The organism is Kitasatospora sp. NPDC043949 (genome assembly GCF_056435365.1).
The window spans coordinates 13,645-39,660 of sequence record NZ_JBWKEQ010000001.1; the positions used below are offsets into that span (position 1 = coordinate 13,645).

The 26,016-nt window shown below is 72.9% G+C and carries 24 protein-coding genes and 1 other RNA gene; 12 read left to right on the forward strand and 13 right to left on the reverse strand.

Annotation, left to right across the window (positions count from 1 at the left end; translation table 11 throughout):
* Positions 1-143: 143 nt before the first annotated feature.
* Together AC07AL_RS00030 and glnA are read right to left on the reverse strand one after the other, a co-directional pair.
* The gene (locus AC07AL_RS00030) at positions 144-1,361 is read right to left on the reverse strand and encodes a hypothetical protein (protein WP_363580878.1); all 1,218 of its coding nucleotides are present in this window, start codon (positions 1,359-1,361) and stop codon (positions 144-146) included.
* 166 nt (positions 1,362-1,527) lie between these two features.
* A complete protein-coding gene (gene glnA / locus AC07AL_RS00035; RefSeq protein WP_363580876.1) occupies positions 1,528-2,889 on the reverse strand; it encodes a type I glutamate--ammonia ligase in 1,362 nt (453 codons plus the stop codon).
* A gap of 163 nt (positions 2,890-3,052) precedes the next feature.
* On the opposite strand from glnA, the gene AC07AL_RS00040 reads away from it, so the two are divergent.
* Positions 3,053-4,807 carry an NAD+ synthase gene (locus AC07AL_RS00040; protein WP_363580874.1) on the forward strand — a complete coding sequence of 585 codons (1,755 nt, stop codon included), beginning with the start codon at positions 3,053-3,055 and terminating at the stop codon, positions 4,805-4,807.
* Positions 4,808-4,812: 5 nt separating this feature from the next.
* Here the strand turns inward: AC07AL_RS00040 and AC07AL_RS00045 are convergent, their stop codons facing one another.
* From AC07AL_RS00045 to AC07AL_RS00055, 3 genes are all read right to left on the reverse strand, one after another.
* Positions 4,813-5,682, reverse strand: coding sequence for an endonuclease/exonuclease/phosphatase family protein (locus AC07AL_RS00045; protein ID WP_363580978.1), 870 nt, complete (start codon positions 5,680-5,682; stop codon positions 4,813-4,815).
* A 480-nt stretch (positions 5,683-6,162) separates the two neighbouring features.
* Complete coding sequence (locus AC07AL_RS00050; protein WP_363580872.1) at positions 6,163-6,813, reverse strand: TetR/AcrR family transcriptional regulator; 651 nt, start codon at positions 6,811-6,813, stop codon at positions 6,163-6,165.
* A gap of 164 nt (positions 6,814-6,977) precedes the next feature.
* Complete coding sequence (locus AC07AL_RS00055) at positions 6,978-8,588, reverse strand: MFS transporter (protein WP_363580870.1); 1,611 nt, start codon at positions 8,586-8,588, stop codon at positions 6,978-6,980.
* 280 nt (positions 8,589-8,868) lie between these two features.
* Between AC07AL_RS00055 and panB the strand changes: the two genes are divergently transcribed.
* The 3 genes from panB (at position 8,869) to AC07AL_RS00070 (ending at position 11,721) form a co-directional block, all read left to right on the forward strand.
* Positions 8,869-9,738 (forward strand): 3-methyl-2-oxobutanoate hydroxymethyltransferase, encoded by an 870-nt coding sequence (gene panB / locus AC07AL_RS00060; protein WP_363580868.1) that lies wholly within the window; start codon positions 8,869-8,871, stop codon positions 9,736-9,738.
* Between the two features lie 151 nt (positions 9,739-9,889).
* Positions 9,890-10,912 carry an ATP-binding cassette domain-containing protein gene (locus tag AC07AL_RS00065; RefSeq protein ID WP_363580866.1) on the forward strand — a complete coding sequence of 341 codons (1,023 nt, stop codon included), beginning with the start codon at positions 9,890-9,892 and terminating at the stop codon, positions 10,910-10,912.
* Entirely contained in the window at positions 10,909-11,721 is an 813-nt protein-coding gene (locus AC07AL_RS00070; RefSeq protein WP_363580864.1) for an ABC transporter permease, read from the forward strand. The genes AC07AL_RS00065 and AC07AL_RS00070 overlap by 4 nt, the downstream gene beginning before the upstream one ends.
* Positions 11,722-11,879: 158 nt before the next feature.
* Here the strand turns inward: AC07AL_RS00070 and AC07AL_RS00075 are convergent, their stop codons facing one another.
* Positions 11,880-15,269 (reverse strand): AfsR/SARP family transcriptional regulator, encoded by a 3,390-nt coding sequence (locus AC07AL_RS00075; RefSeq protein ID WP_478316152.1) that lies wholly within the window; start codon positions 15,267-15,269, stop codon positions 11,880-11,882.
* A gap of 181 nt (positions 15,270-15,450) precedes the next feature.
* Here AC07AL_RS00075 and AC07AL_RS00080 point away from each other — a divergent pair, with 181 nt between their 5' ends.
* Positions 15,451-16,266: a site-2 protease family protein gene (locus tag AC07AL_RS00080; protein WP_400805565.1), complete on the forward strand. Its 816-nt coding sequence runs from the start codon at positions 15,451-15,453 to the stop codon at positions 16,264-16,266.
* Positions 16,267-16,270: 4 nt separating this feature from the next.
* Here the strand turns inward: AC07AL_RS00080 and AC07AL_RS00085 are convergent, their stop codons facing one another.
* Positions 16,271-16,471: a hypothetical protein gene (locus tag AC07AL_RS00085; RefSeq protein WP_363372195.1), complete on the reverse strand. Its 201-nt coding sequence runs from the start codon at positions 16,469-16,471 to the stop codon at positions 16,271-16,273.
* A 114-nt stretch (positions 16,472-16,585) separates the two neighbouring features.
* On the reverse strand, positions 16,586-17,278 hold the full coding sequence (gene npdG / locus AC07AL_RS00090; RefSeq protein ID WP_363622329.1) for an NADPH-dependent F420 reductase: 693 nt from the start codon (positions 17,276-17,278) through the stop codon (positions 16,586-16,588).
* Positions 17,279-17,325: 47 nt separating this feature from the next.
* Between npdG and AC07AL_RS00095 the strand changes: the two genes are divergently transcribed.
* Positions 17,326-17,931, forward strand: a complete 606-nt coding sequence (locus AC07AL_RS00095; protein WP_400989302.1) for a hypothetical protein — start codon at positions 17,326-17,328, stop codon at positions 17,929-17,931.
* Positions 17,932-18,038: 107 nt separating this feature from the next.
* Complete coding sequence (locus AC07AL_RS00100) at positions 18,039-19,406, forward strand: MFS transporter (protein ID WP_363580855.1); 1,368 nt, start codon at positions 18,039-18,041, stop codon at positions 19,404-19,406.
* A gap of 67 nt (positions 19,407-19,473) precedes the next feature.
* On the opposite strand, the gene AC07AL_RS00105 is transcribed toward AC07AL_RS00100, so the two are convergent.
* A complete protein-coding gene (locus AC07AL_RS00105; RefSeq protein WP_363580853.1) occupies positions 19,474-19,707 on the reverse strand; it encodes a hypothetical protein in 234 nt (77 codons plus the stop codon).
* 104 nt (positions 19,708-19,811) lie between these two features.
* Between AC07AL_RS00105 and map the strand changes: the two genes are divergently transcribed.
* Entirely contained in the window at positions 19,812-20,657 is an 846-nt protein-coding gene (gene map / locus AC07AL_RS00110) for a type I methionyl aminopeptidase (RefSeq protein ID WP_063347361.1), read from the forward strand.
* A gap of 19 nt (positions 20,658-20,676) precedes the next feature.
* Here map and AC07AL_RS00115 read toward each other — a convergent pair whose 3' ends face one another.
* Complete coding sequence (locus AC07AL_RS00115; RefSeq protein ID WP_363580851.1) at positions 20,677-21,378, reverse strand: bifunctional DNA primase/polymerase; 702 nt, start codon at positions 21,376-21,378, stop codon at positions 20,677-20,679.
* Positions 21,379-21,791: 413 nt separating this feature from the next.
* Here AC07AL_RS00115 and AC07AL_RS00120 point away from each other — a divergent pair, with 413 nt between their 5' ends.
* Positions 21,792-22,022, forward strand: a complete 231-nt coding sequence (locus tag AC07AL_RS00120; protein ID WP_063347363.1) for a hypothetical protein — start codon at positions 21,792-21,794, stop codon at positions 22,020-22,022.
* Between the two features lie 52 nt (positions 22,023-22,074).
* Positions 22,075-22,272 (forward strand): hypothetical protein, encoded by a 198-nt coding sequence (locus AC07AL_RS00125; protein ID WP_063347364.1) that lies wholly within the window; start codon positions 22,075-22,077, stop codon positions 22,270-22,272.
* A 36-nt stretch (positions 22,273-22,308) separates the two neighbouring features.
* Here AC07AL_RS00125 and AC07AL_RS00130 read toward each other — a convergent pair whose 3' ends face one another.
* Positions 22,309-22,965, reverse strand: a complete 657-nt coding sequence (locus tag AC07AL_RS00130) for a PadR family transcriptional regulator (RefSeq protein ID WP_363580849.1) — start codon at positions 22,963-22,965, stop codon at positions 22,309-22,311.
* Positions 22,966-23,152: 187 nt separating this feature from the next.
* Here AC07AL_RS00130 and AC07AL_RS00135 point away from each other — a divergent pair, with 187 nt between their 5' ends.
* Positions 23,153-23,551, forward strand: coding sequence for an ACT domain-containing protein (locus AC07AL_RS00135; RefSeq protein WP_363580847.1), 399 nt, complete (start codon positions 23,153-23,155; stop codon positions 23,549-23,551).
* A gap of 96 nt (positions 23,552-23,647) precedes the next feature.
* Positions 23,648-23,905: a hypothetical protein gene (locus tag AC07AL_RS00140; protein ID WP_063347367.1), complete on the forward strand. Its 258-nt coding sequence runs from the start codon at positions 23,648-23,650 to the stop codon at positions 23,903-23,905.
* A 137-nt stretch (positions 23,906-24,042) separates the two neighbouring features.
* Here AC07AL_RS00140 and rnpB read toward each other — a convergent pair.
* Both rnpB and AC07AL_RS00150 read right to left on the reverse strand, forming a co-directional pair.
* Positions 24,043-24,439, reverse strand: an RNA gene (rnpB, locus tag AC07AL_RS00145) — RNase P RNA component class A.
* A 13-nt stretch (positions 24,440-24,452) separates the two neighbouring features.
* Complete coding sequence (locus AC07AL_RS00150) at positions 24,453-25,979, reverse strand: MFS transporter (protein ID WP_400805558.1); 1,527 nt, start codon at positions 25,977-25,979, stop codon at positions 24,453-24,455.
* Between the last annotated feature and the right edge of the window lie 37 nt (positions 25,980-26,016).

A 26,016-nucleotide genomic window follows, 5' to 3' on the forward strand; every position in this document is an offset into this window, starting at 1 on the left:
CGTGTGGCCGCTCGCTCTTTTTCCACCCTTATCCACCATCCCCCCTCCACCTCCTCCGCCCCGCCGGGGGGGGGGGAGCCCCCCCCCCCCCCCCCCCCGGGGGGGGGGGGGGGGCCCCCCCCCCCCCCCCGGGCGGCGGCCGGTCAGGCGTCGGTGGAGCCGTCCAGGTTGACGTAGGCGTAGAAGACGCCGATGTCGTAGCCGTCCTTCTGGGTGTTGAAGGTGGTGGTGAGGTCGGTGTCCCCGTTGCGCAGGTACGGCGAGATGTCCCAGCGGTTGGAGTCGTAGCCGAAGTTGTTGCGGTTGTACGGGTTGCGGGCGAACTGGTCCTCCGGGGTCAGCTCCTCGATGGTGGAGTTGAAGGCGTCGTCCGGCGCGTGGTTGATGTCGGAGAACAGCGCCTCGGGCCCGTTGGTGGACTTGACCGACAGGGTGTCACCGGTCCACTTGAGGTCGCCGTCGTAGACCACCCAGCCGAGCTTGCCGTGGAGCTGACCGCTCTGCGGCGTCTGCAGCCCCGTGAGCTTGATCTGCCGCGTCGGGCTGTCCGGCAGCTCGACCTGGAAGCCGTCCCACAGGTGGATGTGCCGCATCGGCTTGCAGTCGTTCTCGTACGCGACGACGATCGTCCAGCCGCCCCAGCTGTGCGGCTTCACCACCGAGTCCATGTCGGCGACGGTGTAGGTGCCGTTGCCGGCGTTCCTGACCAGGTCGGTGATGTCGGCGGAGGCCTGGTAGCTGCTCTCCACGTCGGTGGTGATGTAGCCGATGGACGGCTGGTCGTTGGCGATGTCCCGGTACTGCTTCTCGCCCGGGACCTTGAGGTACACCTCGTCGATCTGGTTCTCCGGCAGCACGGTGTCGCCGATGCCGCGGGTGCCGCCCCAGTACAGCCGGGCGTACTTGACCTTGGAGCCGTCGATCAGGCCGAGGTCGGCGGAGCTGGCGGAGTAGATCGGGTCACCGAGCGGGCCGATGGAGCCCGGGTCGATGTTGATGTACTTCATCTCGTACTTGTTGTTGATCGGCATGCTGCCGAGGCCCTTGCGGGCGTCCTCGCAGGGCGGCTGCGCCGGGTCGACCGGCGGCTTGGTCTCGTCACAGGTCATCAGCGAGTTGCTGATCCTGGTGACGGAGCCGTGGAAGTCGCCCTGGAAGCGGGTGGTGAACGGCAGCGGGTTCTCGGAGATGGTCTCGGCGCGCGGGCGCGGGTTCGACGAACCGGAGCCGGAGCCACGGGCGTCGGCGACCGGGGTGGCCAGCAGCTGGCTCGCGACGGCGGCGAGGGCGGCGCCCGCGACGACGGCCCGGCGGGCGAGCAGGCGGGCCGCGGCGGCGCGGCTGACAGCGGAGGAGGGCATGGGATCCTCTCGGGACGGAACGGACGAGCACGCCCATCGGATCACAACCGTCCGTCACAGGATCTTCACATACCGCCATTGGGGAAGCGATCCCACCCCAGCGGACGGCCCGCTGTCATCCGATCGAACGACAGCGGGCCCGGAGGTGTTTGGGAGCCTCAGGTGCTCACAGCACCTGGAGGTTCTTGCGCAGCTCGAACGGCGTCACCTCGGAGCGGTACTCCTCCCACTCCTGCCGCTTGTTGCGCAGGAAGAAGTCGAAGACGTGCTCGCCGAGGGTCTCGGCGACGAGCTCGCTGCGCTGCATCAGGTCGATCGCCTCGCCGAGGTTCTGCGGCATCGGCTGGATGCCGAGGGCGCGGCGCTCGGAGTCGGACAGCGCCCAGACGTCGTCGTCGGCGCCCGGCGGGAGCTCGTAGCCCTCCTCGATGCCCTTGAGGCCGGCCGCGAGGGTGACGGCGTAGGCGAGGTACGGGTTGCAGCCGGTGTCCAGGGAGCGGACCTCGATCCGGGTGGAGCCCTGCTTGCCAGGCTTGTACATCGGCACCCGGATCAGCGCCGAGCGGTTGTTGTGGCCCCAGCAGATGTAGGACGGGGCCTCGCCGCCGGCGCCGGCGGTGCGCTGGGAGCCGCCCCAGATCCGCTTGTAGGAGTTCACCCACTGGTTGGTGACGGCGGCGGTCTCGGCGGCGTGCTTGAGCAGGCCGGCGATGAAGGAGCGCCCGACCTTGGAGAGCTGGTACTCGGCGCCGGTCTCGTGGAAGGCGTTGCGGTCGCCCTCGAACAGCGACAGGTGGGTGTGCATGCCCGAGCCGGGGTGGTCGGAGAACGGCTTGGGCATGAAGCTGGCGTGCACGCCCTGCTCCAGCGCGACCTCCTTCATGACCAGACGGAAGGTCATGATGTTGTCGGCGGTGGACAGCGCGTCGGCGTAGCGCAGGTCGATCTCCTGCTGGCCGGGGGCGCCCTCGTGGTGGGAGAACTCCACCGAGATGCCCATCGACTCCAGCATGGTGATGGCCTGTCGGCGGAAGTCGTGGCCGACCCCGCGCGGGGTGTGGTCGAAGTAGCCGGACTGGTCGGCGGGGATCGGCGGGGTGCCGTCGCCGGGCAGGTTCTTCAGCAGGAAGAACTCGATCTCGGGGTGGGTGTAGAAGGTGAAGCCCTGGGCGGAGGCCTTCTCCAGGGTGCGCTTGAGCACGAACCGGGGGTCGGCGTAGGACGGCGAGCCGTCGGGCATCAGGATGTCGCAGAACATCCGGGCGGTACCGGGGGTCTCCGAGCGCCACGGCAGGATCTGGAAGGTGGTCGGGTCCGGCTTGGCGATCATGTCGGACTCGTAGACCCGGGCGAAGCCCTCGATCGCCGAGCCGTCGAAGCCGATGCCCTCCTCGAAGGCCTGCTCCAGTTCGGCCGGAGCCACCGCGACCGACTTCAGGAACCCGAGCACGTCGGTGAACCACAGCCGGACGAACCGGATGTCACGCTCCTCAAGCGTCCGAAGCACGAACTGCTGCTGCTTGCCCATGGGGACAGTCTCACCTCTGCTCTTTACGCTCGTGTTACGCCCGGAAGACCCCCGGACGCGACTGCCCCCATCATGGCCGATCACCGCGCGGGACGGCAGTCCGGACCCCGGTCCGACCCCCCGGGCAGCACATTGCGTCAGATCGACGATTACACTCGGAGGCATGCCCAATCTCCGTCTCGCCCTGAGCCAGATCGACCCCTGGGTCGGTGACATCGCCCGCAACAGCGATGAGGTGGTGCGCTGGACCAGGCAGGCCGTGGAGGCCGGCGCCCAGTTGGTCGCCTTCCCCGAGATGGCCCTGACCGGCTACCCCGTCGAGGACCTCGCCCTGCGCAGTTCCTTCGTCGAGGCGTCCCGGGGCGCGCTGGTCGAGCTGGCCGGGCGGCTGGCCGCCGACGGGCTGGGCGAGGTGCCGGTGGTGGTCGGCTACCTCGGGCGCTCCGAACACGCCTCGCCGAGGTTCGGCCGCCCGGCCGGCTCGCCGCAGAACTGCGCCGCCGTGTTGCACCGGGGCGAGGTGGTGACCCGCTTCGCCAAGCACCACCTGCCCAACTACGGCGTGTTCGACGAGTACCGCTGGTTCGTCCCGGGCGAGCAGCTGCCGGTGCTGCGGCTGCACGGAGTCGACGTCGCACTGGCCATCTGCGAGGACATCTGGCAGGACGGCGGCCGGGTCACCGCGGCCCGCGAGGCCGGGGCCGGGCTGCTGCTGGTGGTCAACGGCTCGCCGTACGAGCGGAACAAGGACGACCAGCGGCTGGAGCTGGTCCGGCGCCGGGCCGCCGAGGCGGGCTGCCCGCTGGCCTACGTCAACATGGTCGGCGGCCAGGACGAGCTGGTCTTCGACGGCGACTCGATCGTGGTCGGCGCGGACGGCGAGGTGCTGGCCCGCTCCCCGCAGTTCGAGGAGCACCTGCTGGTGCTGGACCTCGACCTGCCGGCCGCCGGCGGCGACCACACCGACGGCCTGCTGCTGAGCGACGGCCTGCACCTCGTCCGCACCGAGCTGGGCGGCGAGCCGCAGGCCGCGCCCGCGGACACCCCGACCCCCGAGGTGGCGCCGCGGCTGTCCGACGAGGCGGAGATCTGGGCCGCGCTGGTCTCCGGCACCCGGGCGTACGTCACCAAGAACGGCTTCCGTTCGGTGCTGATCGGCCTCTCCGGCGGCATCGACTCGGCACTGGTGGCCGCCATCGCGGTGGACGCGATCGGCGCCGAGAACGTGTACTGCGTCTCGATGCCCAGCCGCTACTCCTCGCAGCACTCCCGGGACGACGCGGCCGAGCTGGCCCGCCGGACCGGGCTGCACTACCGCACCGTCTCCATCGCCCCGATGTTCGATGCCTACCTGGGCGCGACCGAGCTGACCGGCCTGGCCGAGGAGAACCTGCAGTCCCGGCTGCGCGGCACCCTGCTGATGGCGATCTCCAACCAGGAGGGGCACATCGTGCTCGCGCCCGGGAACAAGAGCGAGCTGGCCGTCGGCTACTCGACCCTGTACGGCGACTCGGTGGGCGCGTTCGGGCCGATCAAGGACGTCTACAAGTCGCTGGTCTTCCGGCTGGCCCACTGGCGCAACGAGGAGGCCGAGCGGCGCGGCGAGGTGCCGCCGATCCCGGAGAACACCATCTCCAAGCCGCCGTCCGCCGAACTTCGGCCGGACCAGAAGGACAGCGACTCGCTGCCCGACTACGACCTGCTGGACAGCGTGCTGGCCCGCTACATCGAGGGCGACGAGGGGCGGGACGCGATCGTCGCGGCCGGCTTCGACCCGGCCGTGGTGGACCGGGTGGTCCGGCTGGTCGACACCGCCGAGTACAAGCGGCGGCAGTACCCGCCGGGCCCCAAGATCTCGGTCAAGAACTTCGGCCGGGACCGCCGCCTGCCGATCACCAACCGCTGGCGGCGGGGCTGACCTAGCTAGTTGAACCGGTAGGTGGCGGCCACCGCGAGGTGGTCGCTGCCGTCCCGGGGCAGGGTGCGGGAGTCGACCGGCGCGAGGCCGCCCTTGCTCATGATCTGGTCGATCCGGGCCATCGGGAAGGACGCCGGCCAGCTGAAGCCGAAGCCGTCCCCGGCGGCGCCCTGGGCCGAGCGCATCTGCGAGGTGACCGGCGCCAGGCTGCGGTCGTTCATGGTGCCGTTGAGGTCGCCGAGCAGCAGCACCTTCTTCACCGGCTCGGCCTGGATCGCGTCGCCGAGCGCCTGCGCGCTGACGTCCCGCTGGTCGACGGTGAAGCCGCCCTCGGCCTTCAGCCGCACCGACGGCAGGTGCGCGACGTACACCGCGACCGGGCCCTGCGGGGTGGCGACCTGGGCCCGGAACGCCCTGGTCCAGCCCATCTTGAGGTCCACCGGCGAGACTCCGCTGATCGGGTACTTCGACCAGAGGCCGACCGTCCCCTCCACCTCGTGGTACGGGTACGCCTCGGCGAGCCCGCTCTCGTAGTCGCGCAGCGGCTTGCCGGCCAGTTCCTGGAGGGCGACGATCTGGGCGCCGGAGGCCACCAGGCCGCGGACGGTGCCCGGCACGTCGGGGTTGGCGGCGGCGACGTTGTGGCTGACCACCGTCCAGTCGCCGGTGCCGCCGCTCTTGTCGCTGAGCAGGCCGCCGAACAGGTTGAGCCAGATCGCGACGGGCAGCAGCAGCGCGATCAGCGCGGTGGCGGAGCGGCGCAGCAGCGCGGGGACCAGCAGCACCGGGACGGCCAGGCCGATCCAGGGCAGGAAGGTCTCCAGCAGGCTGCCGAGGTTGCCGGCGCTGTTGGGGACGTCGGCGTGGAGGGCCATCAGCAGGGCGGTGAGCACGGCCAGCACCGCGACCACCAGGCCGCGCCGCCAGGTGGTGGCGCCGCGGCCGTCCCGGCCCCAGTGCCGCAGGCCCAGGAACCCTCCGGGACGGCCCGCGGGGGCCGGGGCGCCCGCCTCGCCCCAGGGCCCGGCCGTGCTCCGGTCGGTCCTGTCCGCCTGCGTCATCCGTGGCTCCCGTTGTTCGTGCCGTCGCCGGTCCGGTGTCCGGCCCGTGCGGTACGGGCGGGTGCCGGACTGGTGCCGGTTTGATCGGATACCCGGCTCAGCCTATGCCGGGACAGACGCGGGGCCGTCGGAGCGGGTTCCGGCGTGGCCCGGTTTGGTGAGCCAGGCCACGCCGGACGCAGGTCGGTGCAGGTCGGTGCAGGTCGGTGCAGGTCGGACGCAGGTCGGTGCAGGTCGGTGCAGGTCGCTGCGGGTACGGGACCGGGGCGCGGGGGCCGGGGCGCGGGAGCGCGTTCAGCCGCGGGAGCCGGAGGCCGCGTGCGGCGCCAGGCCTTCGAGCAGCGAGTCGACCATCCGGCGGGCCAGGTCCGGGTCCTCCAGGTCGGAGTCGTCCCAGAGGATGCTGCGGTACAGGATCGGGCCCATCAGCATGTCGCCGAGCAGCTCGACGTCGAGGTCGGACCGCAGCACGCCCTCGTCCATGGCGCGGCGGATCAGGGTGAGCCCCGCCTCCCGGCGCGGCTTGATCACCCGGTCGCGGTACGCGCTGTACAGGTCGGGCAGGCCCTGCATCTGGCCGAGGGCGGCCTTGAGCACCCAGCGGGAGCGCTTGGCGAGGCCGCGCCGGCGCATGTAGTCGATCATCTCGATCAGGTGGTCCCGGGCGGTGCCGTCGGTCGGCGCGGGCATCGGGACTTCCAGCCGGCTGACCACGTCGACCAGCAGGGCCTCCTTGTTGGGCCAGCGCCGGTAGATGGTGGCCTTGCCGACGCCGGCCGCGGCGGCGATGCCCTCGATGGTGAGCTCGGACAGCGCGGTTCCGCCGGCCATCAGGTCCTCGACGGCGGCGAAGATGGCCTGCTCGGCGGCCTCGCTGCGCGGGCGGCCGCGGCGTACGGCGGCGCAGGGCTGTCCGGCCCCGGCGGCCGGGGTGTCCGTCTTCATCCCCGCTGTACTCCCTCGCTGTCCGCGTGGCGCACGGGCGCCGTTCCGTTTCCGATGGCGGTCCGTGGACCGGGCCGGGTGGCGGCCGCCGTCCTGGACCTCGGCCCTGCCGCCCGGGGGTTCACCCGGGTGACAGGGCCATTGTCGCTCAGTGCGGTCGAGGGTCAGGCGTCCGCGGCCACGGCCTTGCGGCTCTGGTCGGGCTGCTCGGCGGCCTTCCCGGCCGGGCCGCCGGGGGCGGCCGACCGACGCGGCAGCAGGAACCAGGCGATCAGCGCGCCGACCACCGTGATGCCCGCGGAGAGCGAGGCCACCACGTGCATGGCGCTGACGAAGGCGTCGTCGGCCGGGCCGATCAGCGCGGCGCCCTTGGGGCCCATCCGCTCGGCGATGGCCAGGGTGGCCTCCAGCGACTCGCCGGCCTTGCCGCGCAGGTCGTCGGGCAGCTGGTTGAGCGTGTCGGTCATGCCGTCGCGGTAGACGGTGGAGAGCACCGCGCCGAGCACGGCGACGCCGAGCGAGCCGCCGACCTGGCGGAAGGTGTTGTTGACGGCCGAGCCCGCGCCGGCCTTCTCGCGGGGCAGCGAGGCCATGATCGCGACGGTGACCGGCGGCATGACGTGCGCCATGCCGGTGCCCATCAGCAGGCCGAGCACGATCAGCACCCAGATCGGCGTGTCGACGCCCAGCAGGGTGTAGCCGACGAAGCCGACCGCGATCAGCAGCATGCCGACGGCGGCGGTGGCGGCGACGCCGAAGCGGTCGACCACCAGCCGGGCCCGCGGCGCGAACAGCAGCTGGGCGACGGCCAGCGGCAGCATCAGCAGGCCGGCCTGGAGCGCGCTGTAGCCGCGCACGCTCTGGATGTAGAAGACGCCGAAGAAGGAGACGCCCATCAGCGCGAAGAAGACCACGCCGACGACCACGACGGAAGCGCTGAACACCTTGTTGCGGAACCACGTGACGTCCAGCGCGGGGAAGCGGGTGCGGCCCTCGAACCAGACGAAGGCGGCCAGCGCCAGCACGCCGACCAGCGTCGGCACCCAGGCCTCGGCGGCGGTGAAGTCGGCCAGCTCGCCGCCCTTGATGATGCCGTAGATCAGCGCGACCAGGCCGATGATCGACAGCAGCACGCCTATCGGGTCGAGCTTGCCGGGGTTCGGGTCCTTGGACTCGGGCACCAGGACGATCATCGCGATCACCGCGACGATCACGATCGGGACGTTGACCAGGAAGACCGAGCCCCACCAGAAGTGCTCGATCAGCAGGCCGCCGGTGATCGGGCCGATGGCGATGGCCAGGCCGACCGCGCCGGCCCAGATGCCGATCGCCTTGGGCTGCTCGGAGCGCTCGAACACGTTCATGATGATGGCCAGCGTGGCGGGCATCGCGAGCGCGGCGCCGACGCCCATCAGGGCGCGGTAGCCCACGAGTTCACCGGGCGAGGCGGCCAGCGCGGAGAGCAGCGAGGCGATGCCGAAGACCACCATGCCGCCGAGCAGCGCGCGCTTGCGGCCGAAGCGGTCGCCGAGCAGGCCGGAGGTGAAGAGCAGCCCGGCGAACACCAGGGTGTAGGAGTTGATCGACCACTCCAGGTCGCTCTGGCTGGCGCCGAGGCCGACCGGCGCGGGGGTCGCGATGGTCTTCATCGCGACGTTGAGGATCGAGTTGTCGAGGACGACGACGAGCAGGGCGAGCACCAGGGTGCAGAGGATCGCCCAGCGTCGGCGGTGGATGGCTTCCGGCACGCGGGGTGGCGCGGCTGCGGTGGTCATTGGTCTTCCCGTCCGTGGTGGTGTGGCACTGGCGGGCAATTCCGAGCCATGGTCGTCTCGTAACCCCCCGGCACCAGGGTAGCGGCCGTTACGATACGAGACGACTCCGTTTCGTAAAAACGCGGCAAAGCCCGGGGCCGCCCGCGCTCGCCGGTGTGCCGCAGATCGCACCCGACCGCCCGCACGCCCCTTTGCGCGCACGCCGGGGCGTGCAAGCATGGAGGTGATCCGGGGACGCCGCACGGCGCCACGAGACGACAACCCTTCAGGAGTCCGTTCGATGAACGCTTCTTCGCCTTCGCCTGCCCAGAACCAGGCGGCGACCGCCACCCTCTACGGCGGGGTCACCAACCGCCGCATCACCGTCCGCGACCTCGCCACCGCCAAGCAGCGCGGCGAGAAGTGGTCGATGCTCACCGCCTACGACGCCCTCACCGCCGGGGTGTTCGACGAGGCCGGCATCCCCGTCCTGCTGGTCGGCGACTCCGCCGGCAACTGCCACCTCGGCTACGAGACCACCGTGCCGGTGACCATGGATCAGATGGTGATGCTCTCCGCCGCCGTCGTCCGTGGCACCAAGCGCGCGATGATCGTCGCCGACCTGCCGTTCGGCTCCTACCAGGAGTCCCCCGCGCAGGCCATGCGCAACGCGGCCAGGCTGATGAAGGAGGCCGGGGTCGGCGCGGTCAAGCTGGAGGGCGGGGAGCGCAGCGCCCGCTCGATCGAGCTGCTGGTCGAGGCCGGCGTCCCGGTGATGGCGCACATCGGCCTCACCCCGCAGTCCGTGCACGCCTTCGGCGGCTACCCCGTCCAGGGCCGCGGCGACGAGGCGGCGCACCAGCTGCTGCGCGACGCCAAGGCCGTCCAGCAGTCGGGCGCCTTCGCGGTCGTACTGGAGGCGGTGCCGGCCGAGCTGGCCGCCCAGGTCACCGAGCAGCTGACCATCCCGACCGTCGGCATCGGCGGCGGGCCCGACACCGACGCCCAGGTCCTGGTCTGGACCGACATGGCCGGCATGACGGCGGGCCGGGTGCCCAAGTTCGTCAAGCAGTACGCCGACCTGCGGACCGTCCTCGGCGACGCCGCCCGCGCCTTCGCCGAGGACGTCCGCGGCGGCGCCTTCCCGGCGGCGGAGCACAGCTTCCGCTAGGGCGTGAACCGCCGACGGCCCCGCTCCCCCGCCCGGGAGCGGGGCCGCTGCCGTGTGCCCGCTCCCCCGGTGACAGCGGTCTGACAGCGCAGCGCCGGGCCCGCCCCCCTCATGACAGCCCGCTGACAGCCGGGCCGGACAACCTAGGGGCATGACACGAATCGCCACCGCCCCGAACGACCGGGGGACCGCCGCGGGCAACGCCGTCGAGGTCCGCGGCATCGTCAAGCACTACGGCACCACCAAGGCCCTCGACGGGGTCGACCTCACCGTCCGCGAGGGCACCGTGCTCGGCGTGCTCGGCCCCAACGGCGCCGGCAAGACCACCCTGGTCCGGGTCCTCTCCACCCTGATCAAGCCCGACGCCGGCACCGCGTTCGTCGGCGGCTACGACGTCCTGCGCCAGCCCAAGCAGCTGCGCCGCACCATCGGCCTCACCGGGCAGTACGCCTCCGTCGACGAACTCCTCTCCGGGTACGAGAACCTCTACCTGATCGGCCGGCTGCTCGACCTCCCCAGCCGCGAGGCCAAGGCCCGGGCCGCCGAACTGCTGGAGCGCTTCTCGCTCACCGAGGCCGCCAAGCGGACCGCCAAGACCTACTCCGGCGGCATGCGCCGCCGCCTCGACCTGGCCGCCAGCATGATCGGCCGCCCCAAGGTGCTCTACCTGGACGAACCCACCACCGGCCTCGACCCGCGCACCCGCAACGAGGTCTGGGACGAGGTCCAGCGGATGGTCGCCGAGGGCAGCACCGTGCTGCTCACCACCCAGTACATGGAGGAGGCGGAGCAGCTCGCCGACGAGCTGACCGTCATCGACCGCGGCCGGGTGATCGCCAACGGCGGCGTGGCCGAGCTCAAGGCCAAGGTCGGCGGCCAGACCCTCCAGATCCGCGCCGTCCACCCGGCCGAGCTGCCCGAGATGGCCCGCTGCCTGCACGACCGCGGCATCACCAGCGCCACCGTCTCCACCGACACCGGGCTGCTCGCGGTGCCGATCACCAACGACGAGCAGCTGACCGCCGTCATCGGGGTGCTCGGCGGCCGCGGCTTCGCGATAGCCGGCATCGACACCAAGGTGCCCAGCCTCGACGAGGTCTTCCTCGCCATCACCGGCAAGCCCGCCGACACCGCGGACGCCGCCCCCAGCCTCGCCAAGGAGCCCGTCGCATGACCACCGCCACCGTCGCCCCCACCCGGGTGGAGGACCCCCGGATCGGCCTGTCCGGCACCTTCCGCCACGTCGGCGCACTGACCCGGCGCAACCTGATGCGGATCAAGGCCGACCCGGAGTCGATGTTCGACGCCGTGCTGATGCCGGTCATCTTCACGGTGCTGTTCGTCTACGTCTTCGGCGGCGCCGTCTCCGGCAACCAGGACTCCTACAAGCAGTACATGATCCCCGGCCTGCTCGGGCAGACCGGCCTCACCCTCGCGATGGCCGTCGGCACCGGCCTGAACAGCGACTTCCAGACCGGCGTGATGGACCGCTTCCGGACCCTGCCGATCGGCCGGGCCTCCGTCCTGCTCTCCAAGATGGCCGCCGAGACCTGCCGGGCGCTGCTCTCCTTCGTGATCCTGATCGGCTTCGCGATGTGCATCGGCTTCGAGGTGAAGACCGGTCCGCTGGAGGTCGTGGCCGCGGTCGGCCTGTCGCTGGTGTTCGGCATGTCGATCGTCTGGGTCTCGATGCTGCTGGGCATGGCGCTGCGCAGCGCCCAGGCCGTCCAGGGCGTGGCCATGCTGGTCCTGATGCCGATGCAGTTCGGCAGCTCGATCTTCGCGCCGACCGACACCATGCCGGGCTGGCTCCAGGCCTTCACCAAGGTCAACCCGCTGTCGGCGCTCGCCGACGCCTCCCGCTCCCTGCTCAACGGCCAGGGGCCGCTGGCCCACCCGGTGATGGTCGTGCTGATCTGGTCGGTGGCCACCACCGCGATCTTCGCGCCGCTCGCCGTCGCCCGCTTCCGCAAGCGGACCTGAGAACGGCCGCCGACCCTCCGCGGGGGAGGGCCGGGGGGCGACCGACCGGCACCAGGGGACGGGGCCGGCCGGCGGAACGGCTGACCGACGGCCGGGGACGGGCGTCGGTCAGCCGATCCACTCCTGTCGGCTGACCGGTGACCAGGGACGGACGCCGGTCAGCCGATCCACTCGTACATCCGCTCCCGGATCTGTTCCGGGGTCAGGCCCTCGCCGGCGGCGTGGGCGGCCTCGAACGCGGCGTCGCCCAGCTGGGCCCGCAGGTCGGTCGCCGCCCGGCCGCGCTCGACGCGGTCCAGGTAGCCGCCCTTCGGGCCGTTCAGCACGTGGTGCGCGCCGTGCAGCACGGTGGCCTGCCGGGCCCGCTCCAGGTCGCCGTCGCGTTCGGCGAAGGCGCGCAGCACCCCCACCACCGCGGGGACCACCATGACCGTCATCTGCTCGCCGAAGCCGCTCGTGCGCGACGTCTCGCGCAGCAGCGTCCGCCCCTCGCGCAGCATCGCGAGCCCCTCGTCCGGCCGGCCCGCCCGGGCGGTGATCCAGCCCCGGGTGGTGGTCAGCATCCCGGTCACGATCCCCGGGGCGAAGCTGCCGACGCTGGTCGCCTCCATCCGGTCCAGCTCGGCCAGCGCCTGCGCGTACTCACCGCGCAGCATGTGGACGCCGCAGAGCGTGAGGCCGCCGAACAGCAGCGCGCCGGTGGAGGAGTGGTCCGCGCTGTGGTGGTCCAGCCCGGCCAGCGTCTCCCGGATGATCCGCTCGCCGCGTTCCATGTCCTGCTCCAGCAGGGCGGAGCCGAGGTTCACCCGCAGCATCGGCACCTCGTGCGGCGTCCCCAGCTCCTCGGCCAGCTCGATCGCCCGCTCGTACGCGACGGCGGCCGCCTCCGGATCGCCCCGGTTGGCCAGCGACTCGCCCTGGGCGGACAGGGCCTGGGAGACCCCCCAGAGGTTGCCGGCCTGCTCGAACAGTTCCAGGGAGCGCTGGCCGTCCAGGATTCCCTGGTCGGCCCCGCCCGGCCAGTCGTTCAGCATCTTGGCCCGGAGCTGCAGGATGAACGCGAGGTCGTTCGGCCCGCCGTGCTCCTCGCAGCCGCGGACGGCGTCGTCCAGCAGGCTCCTCATCATTTCCAGCCGGCCGGCCAGGAACGCCCCGAACACCCGTATCAGGCCCGGGAACCGGTAGGCCTGCGGCAGCTCCGGGGTGTAGGCCTCCAGCAGTTGCTCCGCGACGGCGATCGCCACCGGGTTGCCGAGCACGTCCAGGTTCCCCTCGAACATACCCATCAGCCGGTACATCGCGAGCAGTCGGCGGGCCTCCTCGACGACCCCTTCGGGCATCGGCAGGCCGTAGGAGAGCACGTCCCGCTCCAGCGGTACGGGCGGCTTCGGGCCGAACGGATCCGGCCCGAGCGCCGCGACGGCGTCGTACCAGCCGCGGGCCTCCATGCTGTAGCCGCGCAGCGACCAGTACCAGCTCATGCCGAGGGTGAGGACCAGCGACTGCTCCTCGTCCCCGAGGTCGATGGCGCGCCTCAGCGCGGCCCGGATGTTGTCCAGCTCGCGCTCCAGCACCGTCAGCCAGTGCAGCTGCTGGGGGCCGTGGATGTTCAGGAAGGCGGTGGCGGCGATGGTACGGAAGTGCGTCAGGTGGCGGGCCCCGGTCGCGTCGCGCTCCTCCTCGGACTCGGCGAGGCGCTCGGTCGCGTACTCGTGGATGGTCTCCAGCATCCGGTAGCGCGGCAGGCTGCCGTCGTCCAGGTCGGCCACCAGCAGGGACTTGTCGACCAGCGACAGCAGCAGGTCGGCGACCTCCCCGCCGACCACCTCGACGCCGTCGGCGCAGATCGCCTCGGCGTCCTCCAGCTGCCAGCCGCCGGCGAACACCGAGAGCCGGCGCAGCACCGCCCGTTCGCGCTTGCCCAGCAGGTCCCAGCTCCAGTCGACCACCGCGCGCAGGGTCTGCTGACGCGGCAGCAGGGTGCGGCTGCCCGCGGTGAGCAGGGCGAACCGGCCGTCCAGGCGGTCGGCGATCTGGCGCGCCGTCATCACCCGCAGCCGGGCGGCGGCGAGTTCGATGGCCAGCGGCAGGCCGTCCAGGCGGCGGCAGATCTCGGCGCAGGCCGCCGGGTCGGTGTCCGGGTCGAAGCCGGGTCGGGCGGCGGTGGCACGCTCGGTGAGCAGGCGCAGCGCCACCGGGTCGGGCAGCGGCTCGACCGGCAGCACGGTCTCGCCGGGCACGCCGAGCGGCTCCCGGCTGGTGGCGAGCACGGTCAGCTCGGGGCACTCGGTGAGCAGGATGTCGGCGAGGTCGGCGGCGGCCTGGATCAGGTGCTCGCAGTTGTCCAGGACGAGCAGCATCCGGCGGTGGCCGCAGTGCTCGACCAGCCGGCGCACCGGGTCCTCGGCGCGCTTCTCGATCACCTCGGCGACCATGCCGCCGCTGTGCAGCACGATCTCGCGCAGGCCGAGCGCGGAGACCACGGCGGCGGGCACCGCGTCCGGGGTCTCCAGCGGGGCGAGTTCGGCCACCCAGACGCCGTCCGGCCAGTGCCCGGCGGACTGCTCGGCGCGGCCGGCCTCGATCGAGAGCCTGGTCTTGCCGGAGCCGCCGGGGCCGGTCAGGGTGACCATCCGATGCTCCGTCAACGTCCCGCGCAGTGCGGCGAGATCGCCCTCACGGCCGACGAAGCTGGTCAGCCGGCCGCGCAGGTTGCCGCCGACGCGCGGGAGTTGGGGCGCTCCGGACCGCCCGGCGGCCGGCGGGGTCGGCGGGGCCGGTATGGACTCCGGCGCGGGCGTGGTCGGCGCGGCGGCGGGCGCCGGTTCGACCTCGGCCGGGGTCAGCAACGTGGCGTACAGGGACTGGAGTTGGCGCCCCGGGTCGACGCCGAGCTCCTCGGCGAGGGCGCGCCTGGTCCGCTCGTAGTGGCGCAGCGCCTCGGCGGTGCGACCGCTCTCGTGCAGCGCCCGGATCATCAGCTGCTGCAACGGCTCGTCCAGCGGCTGCCGTTCGCAGAGCTCGGTGAGCTCGGCGACCAGTTCGGCGGCCCGGCCGAGCCCGAGCTCGGCGGTGATCCGGTGGCGGCGGGCCTCCTCGCGCTGGGTCTCCAGCCGGGCGGCCGGGCCGCTGCGGTCCGGCAGGTCGGCCAGGGCGGGGCCGCGCCACAGCGCCAGGGCGGCGCGCAGCCGCTCGGCGGCGAGCGCGTGGTCCCCGGTGTCCAGGGCGCGGCGGCCTTCGGCGCCGAGCCGCTGGAACTCGGCGAGGTCGGTGGCCGGGTCGGTCAGCCAGTACCCGGCCGGGCCGGAGCCGATCTCGTCCCGGCCGACGGTCCGGCGCAGCCGGCCGACCAGGGTCTGGAGCGCGGCGGAGGAGTCCTGGGGCGGCTCGGCCTCCCACACCTCGTCCACCAGCAGGTCGGCGGGCACCGGGCGGCCCTGCCGGAGGGCGAGCGCGGTGAGCAGTGCCCGCAGCCGGGCGCCGCCTAGCGGCACCGGGGTGCCGTCGTCGTGGTGGGCCGTCGTGGTCCCGAGGATGCCGTAGTACACCGGTCCATTCTGGTCGATGGGCGGCGATCGGGGCGCACAATTGTCCAGGGGCCCCTCACCGGCGGCGGAACCCGGACGGGGCCCTCGGACGTTCACCCGGGACGGCTTGTCCGGTCACCGGCCCGCCCGGCATGATCGATCCCCTGCCCGCTTTTCCTCGGACACCCGGAGCACCCACACCATGACCTTCGCCGCCACGCAGCGCTCACGCAGCGAGGACCGCCGGATCAGCCCGGTGTTCTGGGTGCTCCTCGCCGTCCTCGCCACCTCCGGCTGGGCGGTGTACTCGGGCTACGGGAACGCCTCGTTCGGGGTGTTCCTGTTCGTGGTGGCGGGCTGGATGGTCTCGCTGTGCCTGCACGAGTACGCGCACGCGCGCACCGCCCTGCACGGTGGCGACATCAGCGTCGGCGCCAAGGGCTACCTCACGCTCAACCCGCTGAAGTACACCAACGTGCTGCTCAGCTTCGTGCTGCCGATCGTGTTCGTGATCCTGGGCGGCATCGGCCTGCCCGGCGGCTCGGTCTGGATCGAGCGGGACCGGATCCGGGGCCGGCTCAAGCACAGCCTGATCTCGGCGGCCGGGCCGCTGGTGAACGTGGTGTGCGCGGCCCTGCTGCTGATCCCGATCGGCGCCGGCTGGCTGGACGACCCGACGGTGCACGCGGTCTGGAACGGCTACGAGCTGAACGTCTCGCCGTTCGCGGGCGCGCTCGGCTTCCTCGGCCTGCTCCAGCTCAGCGCCGCCCTGCTGAACCTGCTGCCGGTGCCCGGGCTGGACGGCTACGGGATCGTCGAGCCCTGGCTGTCGTACAAGACCCGGCGCGCGGTCGAGCCGTTCGCGCCGTACGGGCTGCTGGCCGTGTTCGCGCTGCTGTGGCAGCCCTCGGTGAACTCGTTCTTCTTCGGGGTCATCCACGACCTGATGAGCCTGTTCGGCGTGGACCAGGACTACGCGACGCTCGGCCGGTACCTGTTCAGCTTCTGGAAGAACTAGCCGACTAGCCCTGCTCGGCTGCCGCGGCGGCGGCCGTGGCCTCGGCGATCTTCGCGCGGCGGCGGTTCATCCAGAGCACGTTGCTCGCCACACCGGCCATCGGGAGCCAGATCAGGCCCAGCCAGAAGCCCTGGGTCAGCGAGACCACGGCGGCCGCCAGCGCGAGGACGACGACGATCAGGGCGAAGAGGGACGTGCGGGGCATGGCGGGAGGCTCCTAGGGCCGGGTGCGGTCGGCCGGGTTGCGGCCGCACCCATTGTCGCCGACCTCACCTCCGGAGCTGGTCCAGGGGTGAGGCCGACACGGCTCCACCGGATCTCAGACGTCCGTCACCCGCAGGCCCGCGTGGGCCTTGTAGCGGCGGTTGACCGAGATCAGGTTGGCCACCAGCGACTCCACCTGGTGCGCGTTGCGCAACCGGCCCGCGAAGATCCCCCGCATGCCGGGGATCCGGCCGGCCAGCGCCTGCACGATGTCGGTGGCGGCCCGCTCCTCGCCGAGCACCATGACGTCGGTGTCGATCTGCTCCACCGACTCGTCCTGGAGCAGCACCGCCGAGAGGTGGTGGAAGGCGGCGGTGACCCGGGAGTCCGGCAGCAGCGCGGCGGCCTGCTGGGCGGCGCTGCCCTCCTCCGGCTTCAGCGCGTACGCGCCCTGCTTGTCGAAGCCGAGCGGGTTGACGCAGTCGACCACGATCTTGCCGGCCAGTTCCTCGCGCAGCGCGGTCAGGGTCGAGGCGTGCCCGTCCCAGGGCACCGCGACGATCACCACGTCGCTCTCCCGGGCGGTGGTGGCGTTGTCGGCGCCACGCACGCCGAGGCCCAGTTCGGCGGCGGAGGCCTCGGCCCGGGCCGCGTCGCGCGAGCCGATGATCACCTGCTGGCCGGCCTTGGCCAGCCGCAGGGCCAGGCCGCGCCCCTGGTCGCCGGTGCCGCCGAGGACACCGATCACCAGCTGTGAGACGTCCGGCAGTTCGTGGGCCGGGTTTGTCGCTGAATCGAGGGAAGTCATGGGCCGATCCTGTCAAACCCCCGGCCGGACGCGACATTCTGGGCCGCATGGACGCGGTGAGAGTTTCGGCACTCCGGCAGCACCTGGCGGGCACCGGCTGGCTGGAGGCGGTCGGCGGCTTCGCCGGGTCGCTGCGGCGCTCGGTGTCGCGGCGCGGGGCCGGCGAGCTGCTGCTGATCGGAACCGAGGCGTACGAGCCCTGGCATCTGGCCGCGCACCTGGCCGACGAGGCCGCCTGGTCGGCCGTCCCCCGGCTGGCGCCCACCCTGCTGCGGCACGCTCCGCCGGTCGGCGCCCCGGCGCACCTCGCGCACGGCCTGAGTCGGCTCACCGGGGCCGGGCGCGGCGCCACCGTCCTGGTGGTGGCGCCGGAGACGGCCGGCGCGCCGCTGCTGGAACGGGTGCAGGACGCCCGCCGGCACGGCGCGACCGTGCTTGCGCTGGACGGCGCCGCCCCCGCCGAGCCGGGCGACCTCGGCGGGCTCGCGCACGAGCGGCTCGCCGTCGGCACCGCCGACGAGGAGCCCTTCGACCTCGCCCAGCACCTGGTCAGCGCCGCCGCCGGGCGGCCCCCGGCCCGCCGCACCGCGCTGGACCGGCTCGCCGAACTCGCCGGCCGGCTGACCGCACCGCCCGCGATCAGCCGCTGGTAGCCCGGGCCCGACCCGGCCGTTGTCAGCGAGGTGTCGGGCTGACGGTCGTGTGTCGGGCTGAAAAACCCTTTGCGAACCCGGCAGCCCGCGTTCGAGGATGCTGGTTCGTGAACGACGACGAACCCCCGCATCCCCCTGGCACCTCCGGACGGTTGCGCACGCTGCTGCGCTCGCTCGCGCCCGACCTCTCGCCCTGGCGCGCCTCCCGCGACTTCCGCTTCCTCTGGCTCTCCGGCTGCGTCACCAGCTTCGGCAGCTACCTGACCTACGTCGCCGTGCCGATGCAGATCAAGGAGCTGACCGGCTCCTCCTTCGCGGTCGGCCTGATCGGCGCCTTCGAGCTCGTCCCGCTGATCGTCTTCGGCCTGTGGGGCGGCGCCCTCGCCGACGCCCTGGACCGCCGGAAGCTGGTGCTGCGGGCCGAGGCCGGGCTGGGTCTGCTCGCCGGCCTGCTGCTGCTCAACGCGCTGCTGCCGTCCCCGCTGCTCTGGCCGATCTACCTGGTCGCCGCGCTGGTCGCGGCCTGCGACGGGTTGCAGCGCCCGGCCCTGGACTCGCTCACCCCGCGGATCGTCCCGCACCAGCACCTGACCGCCGCGTTCGCCCTCAACTCCCTGTACCGCAACGCCGCTTCGGTGGCCGGGCCGGCGCTGGCCGGCGTCGTGGTGGCGTTCTCCGGGGTGGGGACGGCGTACGCGCTGGACGTGCTCACCTTCGCCGCATCGCTGCTGCTGCTCGTCCGGATCCGGGCGGTGCCGCCGGCCACCGGCGCCGAGCGGCCGTCGGTGCGGGCGGTGCTCACCGGCGTCCGGTACGCGTGGAGCCGCAAGGACCTGCTCGGCACCTACACGATCGACCTCTGCGCGATGCTGTTCGCCTTCCCGGTGGCCGTCTTCCCCTTCCTGGCCTCCGAGTTGGGCGCGGACTGGGCGCTCGGCCCGATGTACGCGGCCTCCGCGGCCGGCGCCCTGCTGGTCGGGGCGACCAGCGGCTGGACGTCCCGGATCCACCGGCACGGCCGGCTGCTGGTGGTCGCCGCCGTCGGCTGGGGCGCGGCCATGGCCCTGGCCGGCCTGTCCGGGAGCATCTGGCTGGTGCTGCTCGGCCTGGCGCTGGCCGGCGGCGCCGACGAGATCAGCGGGCTGGCCCGCTCGACCATGTGGAACCAGTCCATCCCGGACGAGGTGCGCGGCCGGATGGCCGGCGTCGAACTGCTCAGCTACTCCGTCGGGCCCCAGCTCGGCCAGGTCCGGGCCGGCACCATGGCCGGGCTGGTCGGCGTCCGCGCCGCCGTCTGGAGCGGCGGCCTGATCTGCGTCGTCGCCGTCCTCGCGGTGGCCGCCGCGCTGCCCAAGCTGCTCGCCTACGACGACCGCACCGACCCGCACACCGCCGCCGTCCGCGCCGGGCACGAGCGCGCGGAGCGCGAGCGGGAGCAGCAGCGGGAGCGGGAGGCCGCCGCGGCGACGGACTGACGGCGGACGGACGGACGGCGGCGACGGCTTGACGGCAGAAGCCGTCCGCCGGACGCCGCCCCGGCCGCTACTCGCCGCCGCCGTCCTTCGGCGTGTCGTTCCAGCGCTCGTCCCCCTGCCGCCACTCCCGGTTGCGCTCGTCGGCGAGTTGCAGGGCGTGCGAGGCCTCCTCCGGGCTGTCGTACGGGCCGAGGCGGTCCTTGGCGGGGCACTCCGGCCCCTCCTCGACCTTGCCGTGCTTGATGCAGTAGAACCACTCGCCGGGCTTGCCGGTCGGCTTGCGGTGGAATCCCAGGGGCATGGTGCCCTCCCGTCGAAGCGATGGGGTCGTACCGATCATTCCCCGGCCGGGGCCGCCGCGCACACCGCCCGGGCGCGCCGGGGGCGGCCGATAGACTCGCGGCCATGGCTCTCGTACCCGGCATCCAGTCCCCCACCCGCAAGGTCCCGGCGCACATCGCGCGCCCCGAGTACGTCGGGCGGCCCGCCCCGACGCCGTACACCGGGCCCGAGGTGCAGACCGCCGAGACGATCGAGAAGATGCGGATCGCGAGCCGGATCGCCGCCCAGGCGATGGCGGAGGCCGCCAAGCTGATCGCCCCCGGCGTCACCACCGACGCGCTGGACGCCGTCGCCCACACCTACATGTGCGACCACGACGCGTACCCGTCCGACCTCGGCTACCGCGGCTTCCCCAAGTCGGTCTGCACCTCGATCAACGAGGTGATCTGCCACGGCATCCCGGACTCGACCGTGCTCCAGGACGGCGACATCGTCAACATCGACGCCACCGCGTACATCCACGGAGTGCACGGCGACCTCAACGCCACCTACCTGGTCGGCGACGTCGACGAGGAGTCCCGGCTGCTGGTCGAGCGGACCCGCGAATCCCTCAACCGGGCGATCAAGGCCGTCAAGCCCGGCCGTCAGATCAACGTGATCGGGCGGGTCATCGAGTCCTACGCCAAGCGCTTCGACTACGGCGTGGTGCGGGACTTCACCGGGCACGGCATCAACACGTCGTTCCACTCCGGCCTGATCATCCCGCACTACGACAGCGAGCGGGCCACCGAGGTGATCAAGCCGGGGATGACCTTCACCATCGAGCCGATGCTCACCCTGGGCACCTACGACTACGAGATCTGGCCGGACGGCTGGACGGTCGTCACCAAGGACCGCAAGCGCACCGCCCAGTTCGAGCACACCCTGGTGGTCACGGCGGACGGCGCGGAGGTCCTCACCCTGCCGTGACCCCCGGCCGGGCGCCGGTTCAGCCGATGAGCCACTGCTCCTCGGCGACGGCGCCCACCTCGGTGCAGGCGTCGGTGAGCACGTCCAGGACGCGCAGCGGGTCCGGCAGCGGCTGCTCGGGCCCGCGCAGCCACCGCACCTGCGAGCCGTCCGGCAGCGCGGCCGGCGGCAGCAGGGTGTACGAGCCGCGGCAGTGCCAGCGCAGGCCGGGGTGCTCGGACATGGTGTCCGGGGTGGAGTCGAGGACGCTCGGCCACCACTCGTCCTCGTCCTGCGGGGTGCCCCGGGTGGCGGTGAAGAACAGGTAGCGGTCCTCGCCGACGGCGGCGACCGGGCCCTCGACGCCCCGCTCGGTCAGCCGCTCCAGAGCCAGCCGGCCGGCCTCGACCGGGACGTCCAGGACGTCGTGGGCGCGGCCGGTGGCGGTGATGAAGTTGGTCTGCGGATCGCGGGCGAGCCAGCGGGCGAGCTGCTCGGGGTCGGTCGTGGCCTGGGTCTGCCAGGCGAAGGAGACCGGGTGCTGGGCGGGCGCCGGACAGGCCACCCGGTCGCAGGAGCAGCGGTAGCCGGCCGGATGCGCGGCCGGCGCGAGCGGGAATCCGGCGCGCACCGCGCCGAGCAGCTGATCGAGCCGGGCGGCGGGGCCGTCCACCTCACCCGACCTGGCCCGCTGACGCTCACGCTTCTGCCACCAGGTCGTCCACCTGCCGCCGGCTTCCATCGGGCCCCTTCCGCGCACTGCCGTACCTGGTGCGGCACAGCGTTCGACGTACCACTCCGACGCAACGCACAGCGCCCCCCGCTGCTTCCCGGGACGGTGCTCGGCCCTGCTGTCCACGCCCTGCCGACCGGGAACCGGGGTCACCGGAGGGCCGACGCCCGGGTCACGGTACGCAGTCGCGGCAGCACGCTGTCCGCGCCAGGTCGGCCGGAGGGCGCGCGGATCCGCGCCCCGCCCGGCCCGTACGGGGCCCGCTGACCCGGGTGAACCCCGGGGGCGTAACAGGAAGGATAAGGGTGCGCGGGGCCTCCGGATGACCGGGGGCGGTGCCTCTCCGGTCACACTCCCCGCACCCGGCCGGAGGGCTCGGGCGGGTGCGCCGGTCACCCGTGCGGAGGTGAGACCCTGGTGGGGTGAAGAGCGCGGACACCGAATTCGTCGGCGGCCCCCTGGACGGCCGCATCCTCCCCATCCCGCTGGGGCCGATGTTCGGCGTGCCGAAGACCTACAAGGTGCCGGTCCCCGCGCACGGCGACTCCCCCGCGCGCACACTGGTGTACGTCCGGTCCAAGCAGGTGCGGGGCATCAGCTGGCACTGGCGCTACGAGTTCGACGAGGCGGCCACCGCCCGCGCGTCCGGCTGACGGCCGCGCCGCCCGCACCGGCCGCCGCCCCCAGCCTCCCCGGGAGGACGGCATGGCGAGAACGGCACGGCACCCCCGCAGCCGCCCCCAGGCGGTCGCGCACCACAACCGGCAGGTCGCCGGCGTCACCGGGGCGCTGCTGGTGGCGGTGTGCGTCTACACCGTGGTGATCGGCCCGAACGGCTGGCTCTGGTTCGGCTGGGCGGTGCTGCTGCTCGCCTGCGTGGCCCTGTTCACGGTCCACCCCTGAACAGCCGCACCGCCTGTGCCCAGCCCCCCACGGCGGTCAGTCCTCGTCGGCGAGGATCAGGTACAGCTTCTTGCGCGCCTCGGTGAGCACCACCAGGCCCTTGGCCCGCTGCGCCTCGGTGCCCGTCGCCATCACCTGGCGGATCGCCTGGTCGACCGCGGCCAGCGCCTGGCCGACCTCCTGGACGGCCTCCCAGTCGACCTCCCGGCCGGCCTCCGCCCACGGCTCGGCGGGCCCCGCCTCGGCCTCGGCCCGGCCCGCCTCGGTGAGCGATACCAGCCGCTTGCCGCCGACCTCCTCCGCGGTGATCAGGCCCTCCTCCTCCAGCAGTTGGAGGTTGGGGTAGATCGAGCCCGGGCTCGGCCGCCAGGCCCCACCCGTCCGCTCGGAGATCTCGGCGATCATCTCGTAGCCGTGCATCGGCCGCTCCTTGAGCAGCGCCAGCAGCGAGGCCCTGACGTCCCCGCGCCGCGCCCGGCCGCCGCGGCGCCCGTGCGGGCCGCCCCGGCGCCCGCCGTGCCCGCCGAAGCCGTGCCCGAACGGGCCGCCCATCGGCCGCCCGGGCCCACCGCCGCCGAACGGCGGCGGGCCGAAGCCGCCGAAGGCCTCCCGGCCCTCGAACTCCCGCCCTTCGAAGTCCGGCCCCGGCCCGCGGCGCCAGCCCCCGCGCGGACCCTCGCCGCTGAACCGCATTCCCGGATTTCCTCGGTTTCCTGAGCGCATGGCGCTCACCTCCTCGTTCACCGAGCCAGTCGAGTTACTGTCTCGATAGCTCGACGATATATCGGCGACTGTCGCTCGTCAACGGATTCCGACACGAACGGCGCATCGGCACCCAACCCCGCCGCCCAGGCCCCGTCCGCCCGCTACGGTGACGGGCATGGCCGGTGAACGAGACCTCGCGAAGCTGCTGCACGGGATGCGCCCGCTGCTCAACCCGGGGCGGTACGTCTACTGCACGCTGCCCGCCAAGGTGCCCGCGGGCATGCGGCCGGTGGTGACCGTCGCCGAACCCGAAGGGGTCACGGTCGTCGTCACCCAGGAGGAGGCCGACGCGCTCGGGCTGCGCTACGAGTACGTGGCGGCCTGGATCACCCTGCAGATCCACTCCGCCCTGGAGGCCGTCGGCCTCACCGCGGCCGTCGCCGGGCGCCTCGCCGAGGAGGGGATCAGCTGCAACGTGGTGGCCGGCTTCCACCACGACCACCTGTTCGTCACCGCCGACGACGCCGACCGCGCCGTCCGGGCCCTGGAGGAACTGGCCGCCCGGCCCGCCTGACGACGCCGTCGAGTGGCCGCCCCCGCAGGGCCCTCCGACACTGGGAACGGCTGCCCGGCCACCCCGGCCGGCCCCCACCGGAAGGAGACGGCCGCCATGGCCACCTGCGTCACCTGCGGCAACGACTACTGGCTCGCCTTCGAGATCAAGACCATCACCGGCGACACCTACACCTTCGACAGCTTCGAGTGCGCGATGGAGAAGCTCGCGCCGCGCTGCGAGCAGTGCCAGGTCCGCATCGTCGGCCACGGCGTCGAAGTGGCCGGCCGCTTCTTCTGCTGCGCCAACTGCGCCCGCGTCAACGGCGGTCTCGGCGACCAGATCCGCGACGCCGTCGGCGCCCGCCCCGCGTAACGGCGGGCGGGCGGAACAGTCGGCCGGTACCCCCGGTTCCGTCTCCCCAGGTGCTCGCACGACTGGGGCGGCCTCACGAAAAAGGCCCCCTGACCTGCGTTTTCGCAGATCAGGGGGCCTCAGTCGAGCTGGGGCGGCGGAAGAGTCGGCCTGTACGCCGGGTTCTGTCTCCCGGGGTGCTCGCGCGGCCCGGGGAGGCGGCCATCCATCTAGGACTGCCGTTGCCGACAGCCTCGTGCGGTCTACCCGCGGACTCGGGCGAGCAGCCCTCGGTCATCCGCGCACGGCGCCCGAGGGCACCGATCTTGACCTTGCTCCAGGTGGGGTTTACCGAGCCGGCCGAGTCACCCCGGTCGCTGGTGGTCTCTTACACCACCGTTTCACCCTTACCCGCCGCCGAAGCGGTGGGCGGTCTGTTTTCTGTGGCACTGTCCCGCGGGTCACCCCGGGTGGGCGTTACCCACCACCCTGCTCTGTGGAGCCCGGACGTTCCTCGGCGGGTCAGGGACCCGTCGCGACCGCCCGGCCGACTCTTCCGCCGTAGTGGTCATCGTAGCCGCTCGGGTGGGGCCTCCCGCACACCGGAGCGGACCGCGGGCGGCTCGCCGCCGAGGCGGGCGGCCACCCGGACGGCGGTCGCGGTCGCCCACGGGGTGGTGGTGGCCAGGCCGAGGAGGAGGATCGCGCCGCCCAGGCCCACCAGGATCCACCAGCCGGCGTGGCTGGCCGGGGCGAAGCCCGTCGCCACCGGGCCGACCACGGCCGAGGTGACGACCGTGCCGATCACCGCCACCCCCAGCGACTGGCCGATCTGGCGGCTCGTCGAGGCGACCGCCGCGGCCACCCCCGCCTGGGCGCGCGGCATGCCGGAGACGGCCGCGTTGGTGATCGGCGCGTTGACCATGCCGAAGCCGAAGCCGAACAGCGCGTACGCCGCCAGCAGCAGCGCCGCCGGGGAGTCGGCGGCCAGCCTGGTCAGCAGCAGCCCGCTCGCGACCAGGCCCAGCCCGGCCGCGACCAGCGGCCCGCGCGGGCCCCGGCTGCCGACGATCCGGCCGGACAGCGGCGCGCAGACCAGCATCATCGCGGCCATCGGCAGCGTCCACAGGCCCGCCTCGAACGGGTCGTAGTGCCGGACGTTCTGCAGGTAGAGCGTGTTGAGGAAGAGGAAGCCGCCCAGGGCCGAGAAGGCGCAGACCGCGGTGACGGTGGCGCCGGTGAACGGCGCGCTGGCGAAGAACCGCGGGTCCACCAGCGGTTCGGCCACCCTCCGCTCCCACAGCGGGAAGGCGACCAGCGCGGCCACGGCGACGGCCACCAGGCCGAGGATCAGCGGGGACGTCCAGCCGCTGCCCGGGCCCTCGATGATGGCCGCGGTGCCGCACCCCAGCAGGACGATCATCAGCAGCTGCCCGACCGGGTCCAGCCGGCGCGGCCGGGGCGAGCGCGACTCCGGGACGTAACGGGCGGTCAGGAGCATCGCGACCACGGCGACCGGAACGTTGATCAGGAAGATCGACGGCCAGCCCGCGCCCTCCACCAGGAAGCCGCCCAGCAGCGGGCCGAGCGCCATCGAGATGCCGACCACGCCGCCCCAGACGCCGATCGCCCGGGCCCGCTCCTTCGGGTCGGTGAAGGTGTTGGTGATGATCGACATCGCCACCGGGTTCAGCATCGAACCGCCGACCGCCTGCAACGCCCGGAACGCCACCAGCCACTCCAGGCTCGGCGCCAGACTGCACAGCAGCGAGCCGAGCGCGAAGCACAGCAGCCCGGTCTGGAACACCCGGCGGCGGCCGAAGCGGTCGGCCACCGAGCCGAACAGCATCAGCAGCGAGGCCAGGACCAGGGTGTAGGCGTCGATGATCCACTGCAGCCCGGACGCCGGGGCGTCCAGGTCCCGCTGGATCGCCGGCAGGGCGATGTTCACCACGGTGTTGTCCAGGCCGACGATGAACAGGCTCAGGCAGCAGATCGCCAGGACGAGCAGTCGGCGGCGGCGCCCCGGGGCGCCGGAGGGCTGGGCTTCGGGCACGGGACCGATCCTCCCACCTGGACGGTGCCCGGGGGCCATGTGACGGACCGTCCGGGTGGCGGCGCCGGGGGGAGCG

Bases quoted from the DNA above. Each gene is read 5' to 3' on its own strand.
- AC07AL_RS00030 (WP_363580878.1), bottom strand. From the start codon at position 1,361: ATGCCCTCCTCCGCTGTCAGCCGCGCCGCCGCGGCCCGCCTGCTCGCC.
- glnA (WP_363580876.1), bottom strand. From the start codon at position 2,889: ATGGGCAAGCAGCAGCAGTTCGTGCTTCGGACGCTTGAGGAGCGTGAC.
- AC07AL_RS00040 (WP_363580874.1), top strand. From the start codon at position 3,053: ATGCCCAATCTCCGTCTCGCCCTGAGCCAGATCGACCCCTGGGTCGGT.
- AC07AL_RS00045 (WP_363580978.1), bottom strand. From the start codon at position 5,682: ATGGCCCTCCACGCCGACGTCCCCAACAGCGCCGGCAACCTCGGCAGC.
- AC07AL_RS00050 (WP_363580872.1), bottom strand. From the start codon at position 6,813: ATGAAGACGGACACCCCGGCCGCCGGGGCCGGACAGCCCTGCGCCGCC.
- AC07AL_RS00055 (WP_363580870.1), bottom strand. From the start codon at position 8,588: ATGACCACCGCAGCCGCGCCACCCCGCGTGCCGGAAGCCATCCACCGC.
- panB (WP_363580868.1), top strand. From the start codon at position 8,869: ATGAACGCTTCTTCGCCTTCGCCTGCCCAGAACCAGGCGGCGACCGCC.
- AC07AL_RS00065 (WP_363580866.1), top strand. From the start codon at position 9,890: ATGACACGAATCGCCACCGCCCCGAACGACCGGGGGACCGCCGCGGGC.
- AC07AL_RS00070 (WP_363580864.1), top strand. From the start codon at position 10,909: ATGACCACCGCCACCGTCGCCCCCACCCGGGTGGAGGACCCCCGGATC.
- AC07AL_RS00080 (WP_400805565.1), top strand. From the start codon at position 15,451: ATGACCTTCGCCGCCACGCAGCGCTCACGCAGCGAGGACCGCCGGATC.
- AC07AL_RS00085 (WP_363372195.1), bottom strand. From the start codon at position 16,471: ATGCCCCGCACGTCCCTCTTCGCCCTGATCGTCGTCGTCCTCGCGCTG.
- npdG (WP_363622329.1), bottom strand. From the start codon at position 17,278: ATGACTTCCCTCGATTCAGCGACAAACCCGGCCCACGAACTGCCGGAC.
- AC07AL_RS00095 (WP_400989302.1), top strand. From the start codon at position 17,326: ATGGACGCGGTGAGAGTTTCGGCACTCCGGCAGCACCTGGCGGGCACC.
- AC07AL_RS00105 (WP_363580853.1), bottom strand. From the start codon at position 19,707: ATGCCCCTGGGATTCCACCGCAAGCCGACCGGCAAGCCCGGCGAGTGG.
- map (WP_063347361.1), top strand. From the start codon at position 19,812: ATGGCTCTCGTACCCGGCATCCAGTCCCCCACCCGCAAGGTCCCGGCG.
- AC07AL_RS00115 (WP_363580851.1), bottom strand. From the start codon at position 21,378: ATGGAAGCCGGCGGCAGGTGGACGACCTGGTGGCAGAAGCGTGAGCGT.
- AC07AL_RS00125 (WP_063347364.1), top strand. From the start codon at position 22,075: ATGGCGAGAACGGCACGGCACCCCCGCAGCCGCCCCCAGGCGGTCGCG.
- AC07AL_RS00130 (WP_363580849.1), bottom strand. From the start codon at position 22,965: ATGCGGTTCAGCGGCGAGGGTCCGCGCGGGGGCTGGCGCCGCGGGCCG.
- AC07AL_RS00135 (WP_363580847.1), top strand. From the start codon at position 23,153: ATGGCCGGTGAACGAGACCTCGCGAAGCTGCTGCACGGGATGCGCCCG.
- AC07AL_RS00140 (WP_063347367.1), top strand. From the start codon at position 23,648: ATGGCCACCTGCGTCACCTGCGGCAACGACTACTGGCTCGCCTTCGAG.
- AC07AL_RS00150 (WP_400805558.1), bottom strand. From the start codon at position 25,979: ATGGCCCCCGGGCACCGTCCAGGTGGGAGGATCGGTCCCGTGCCCGAA.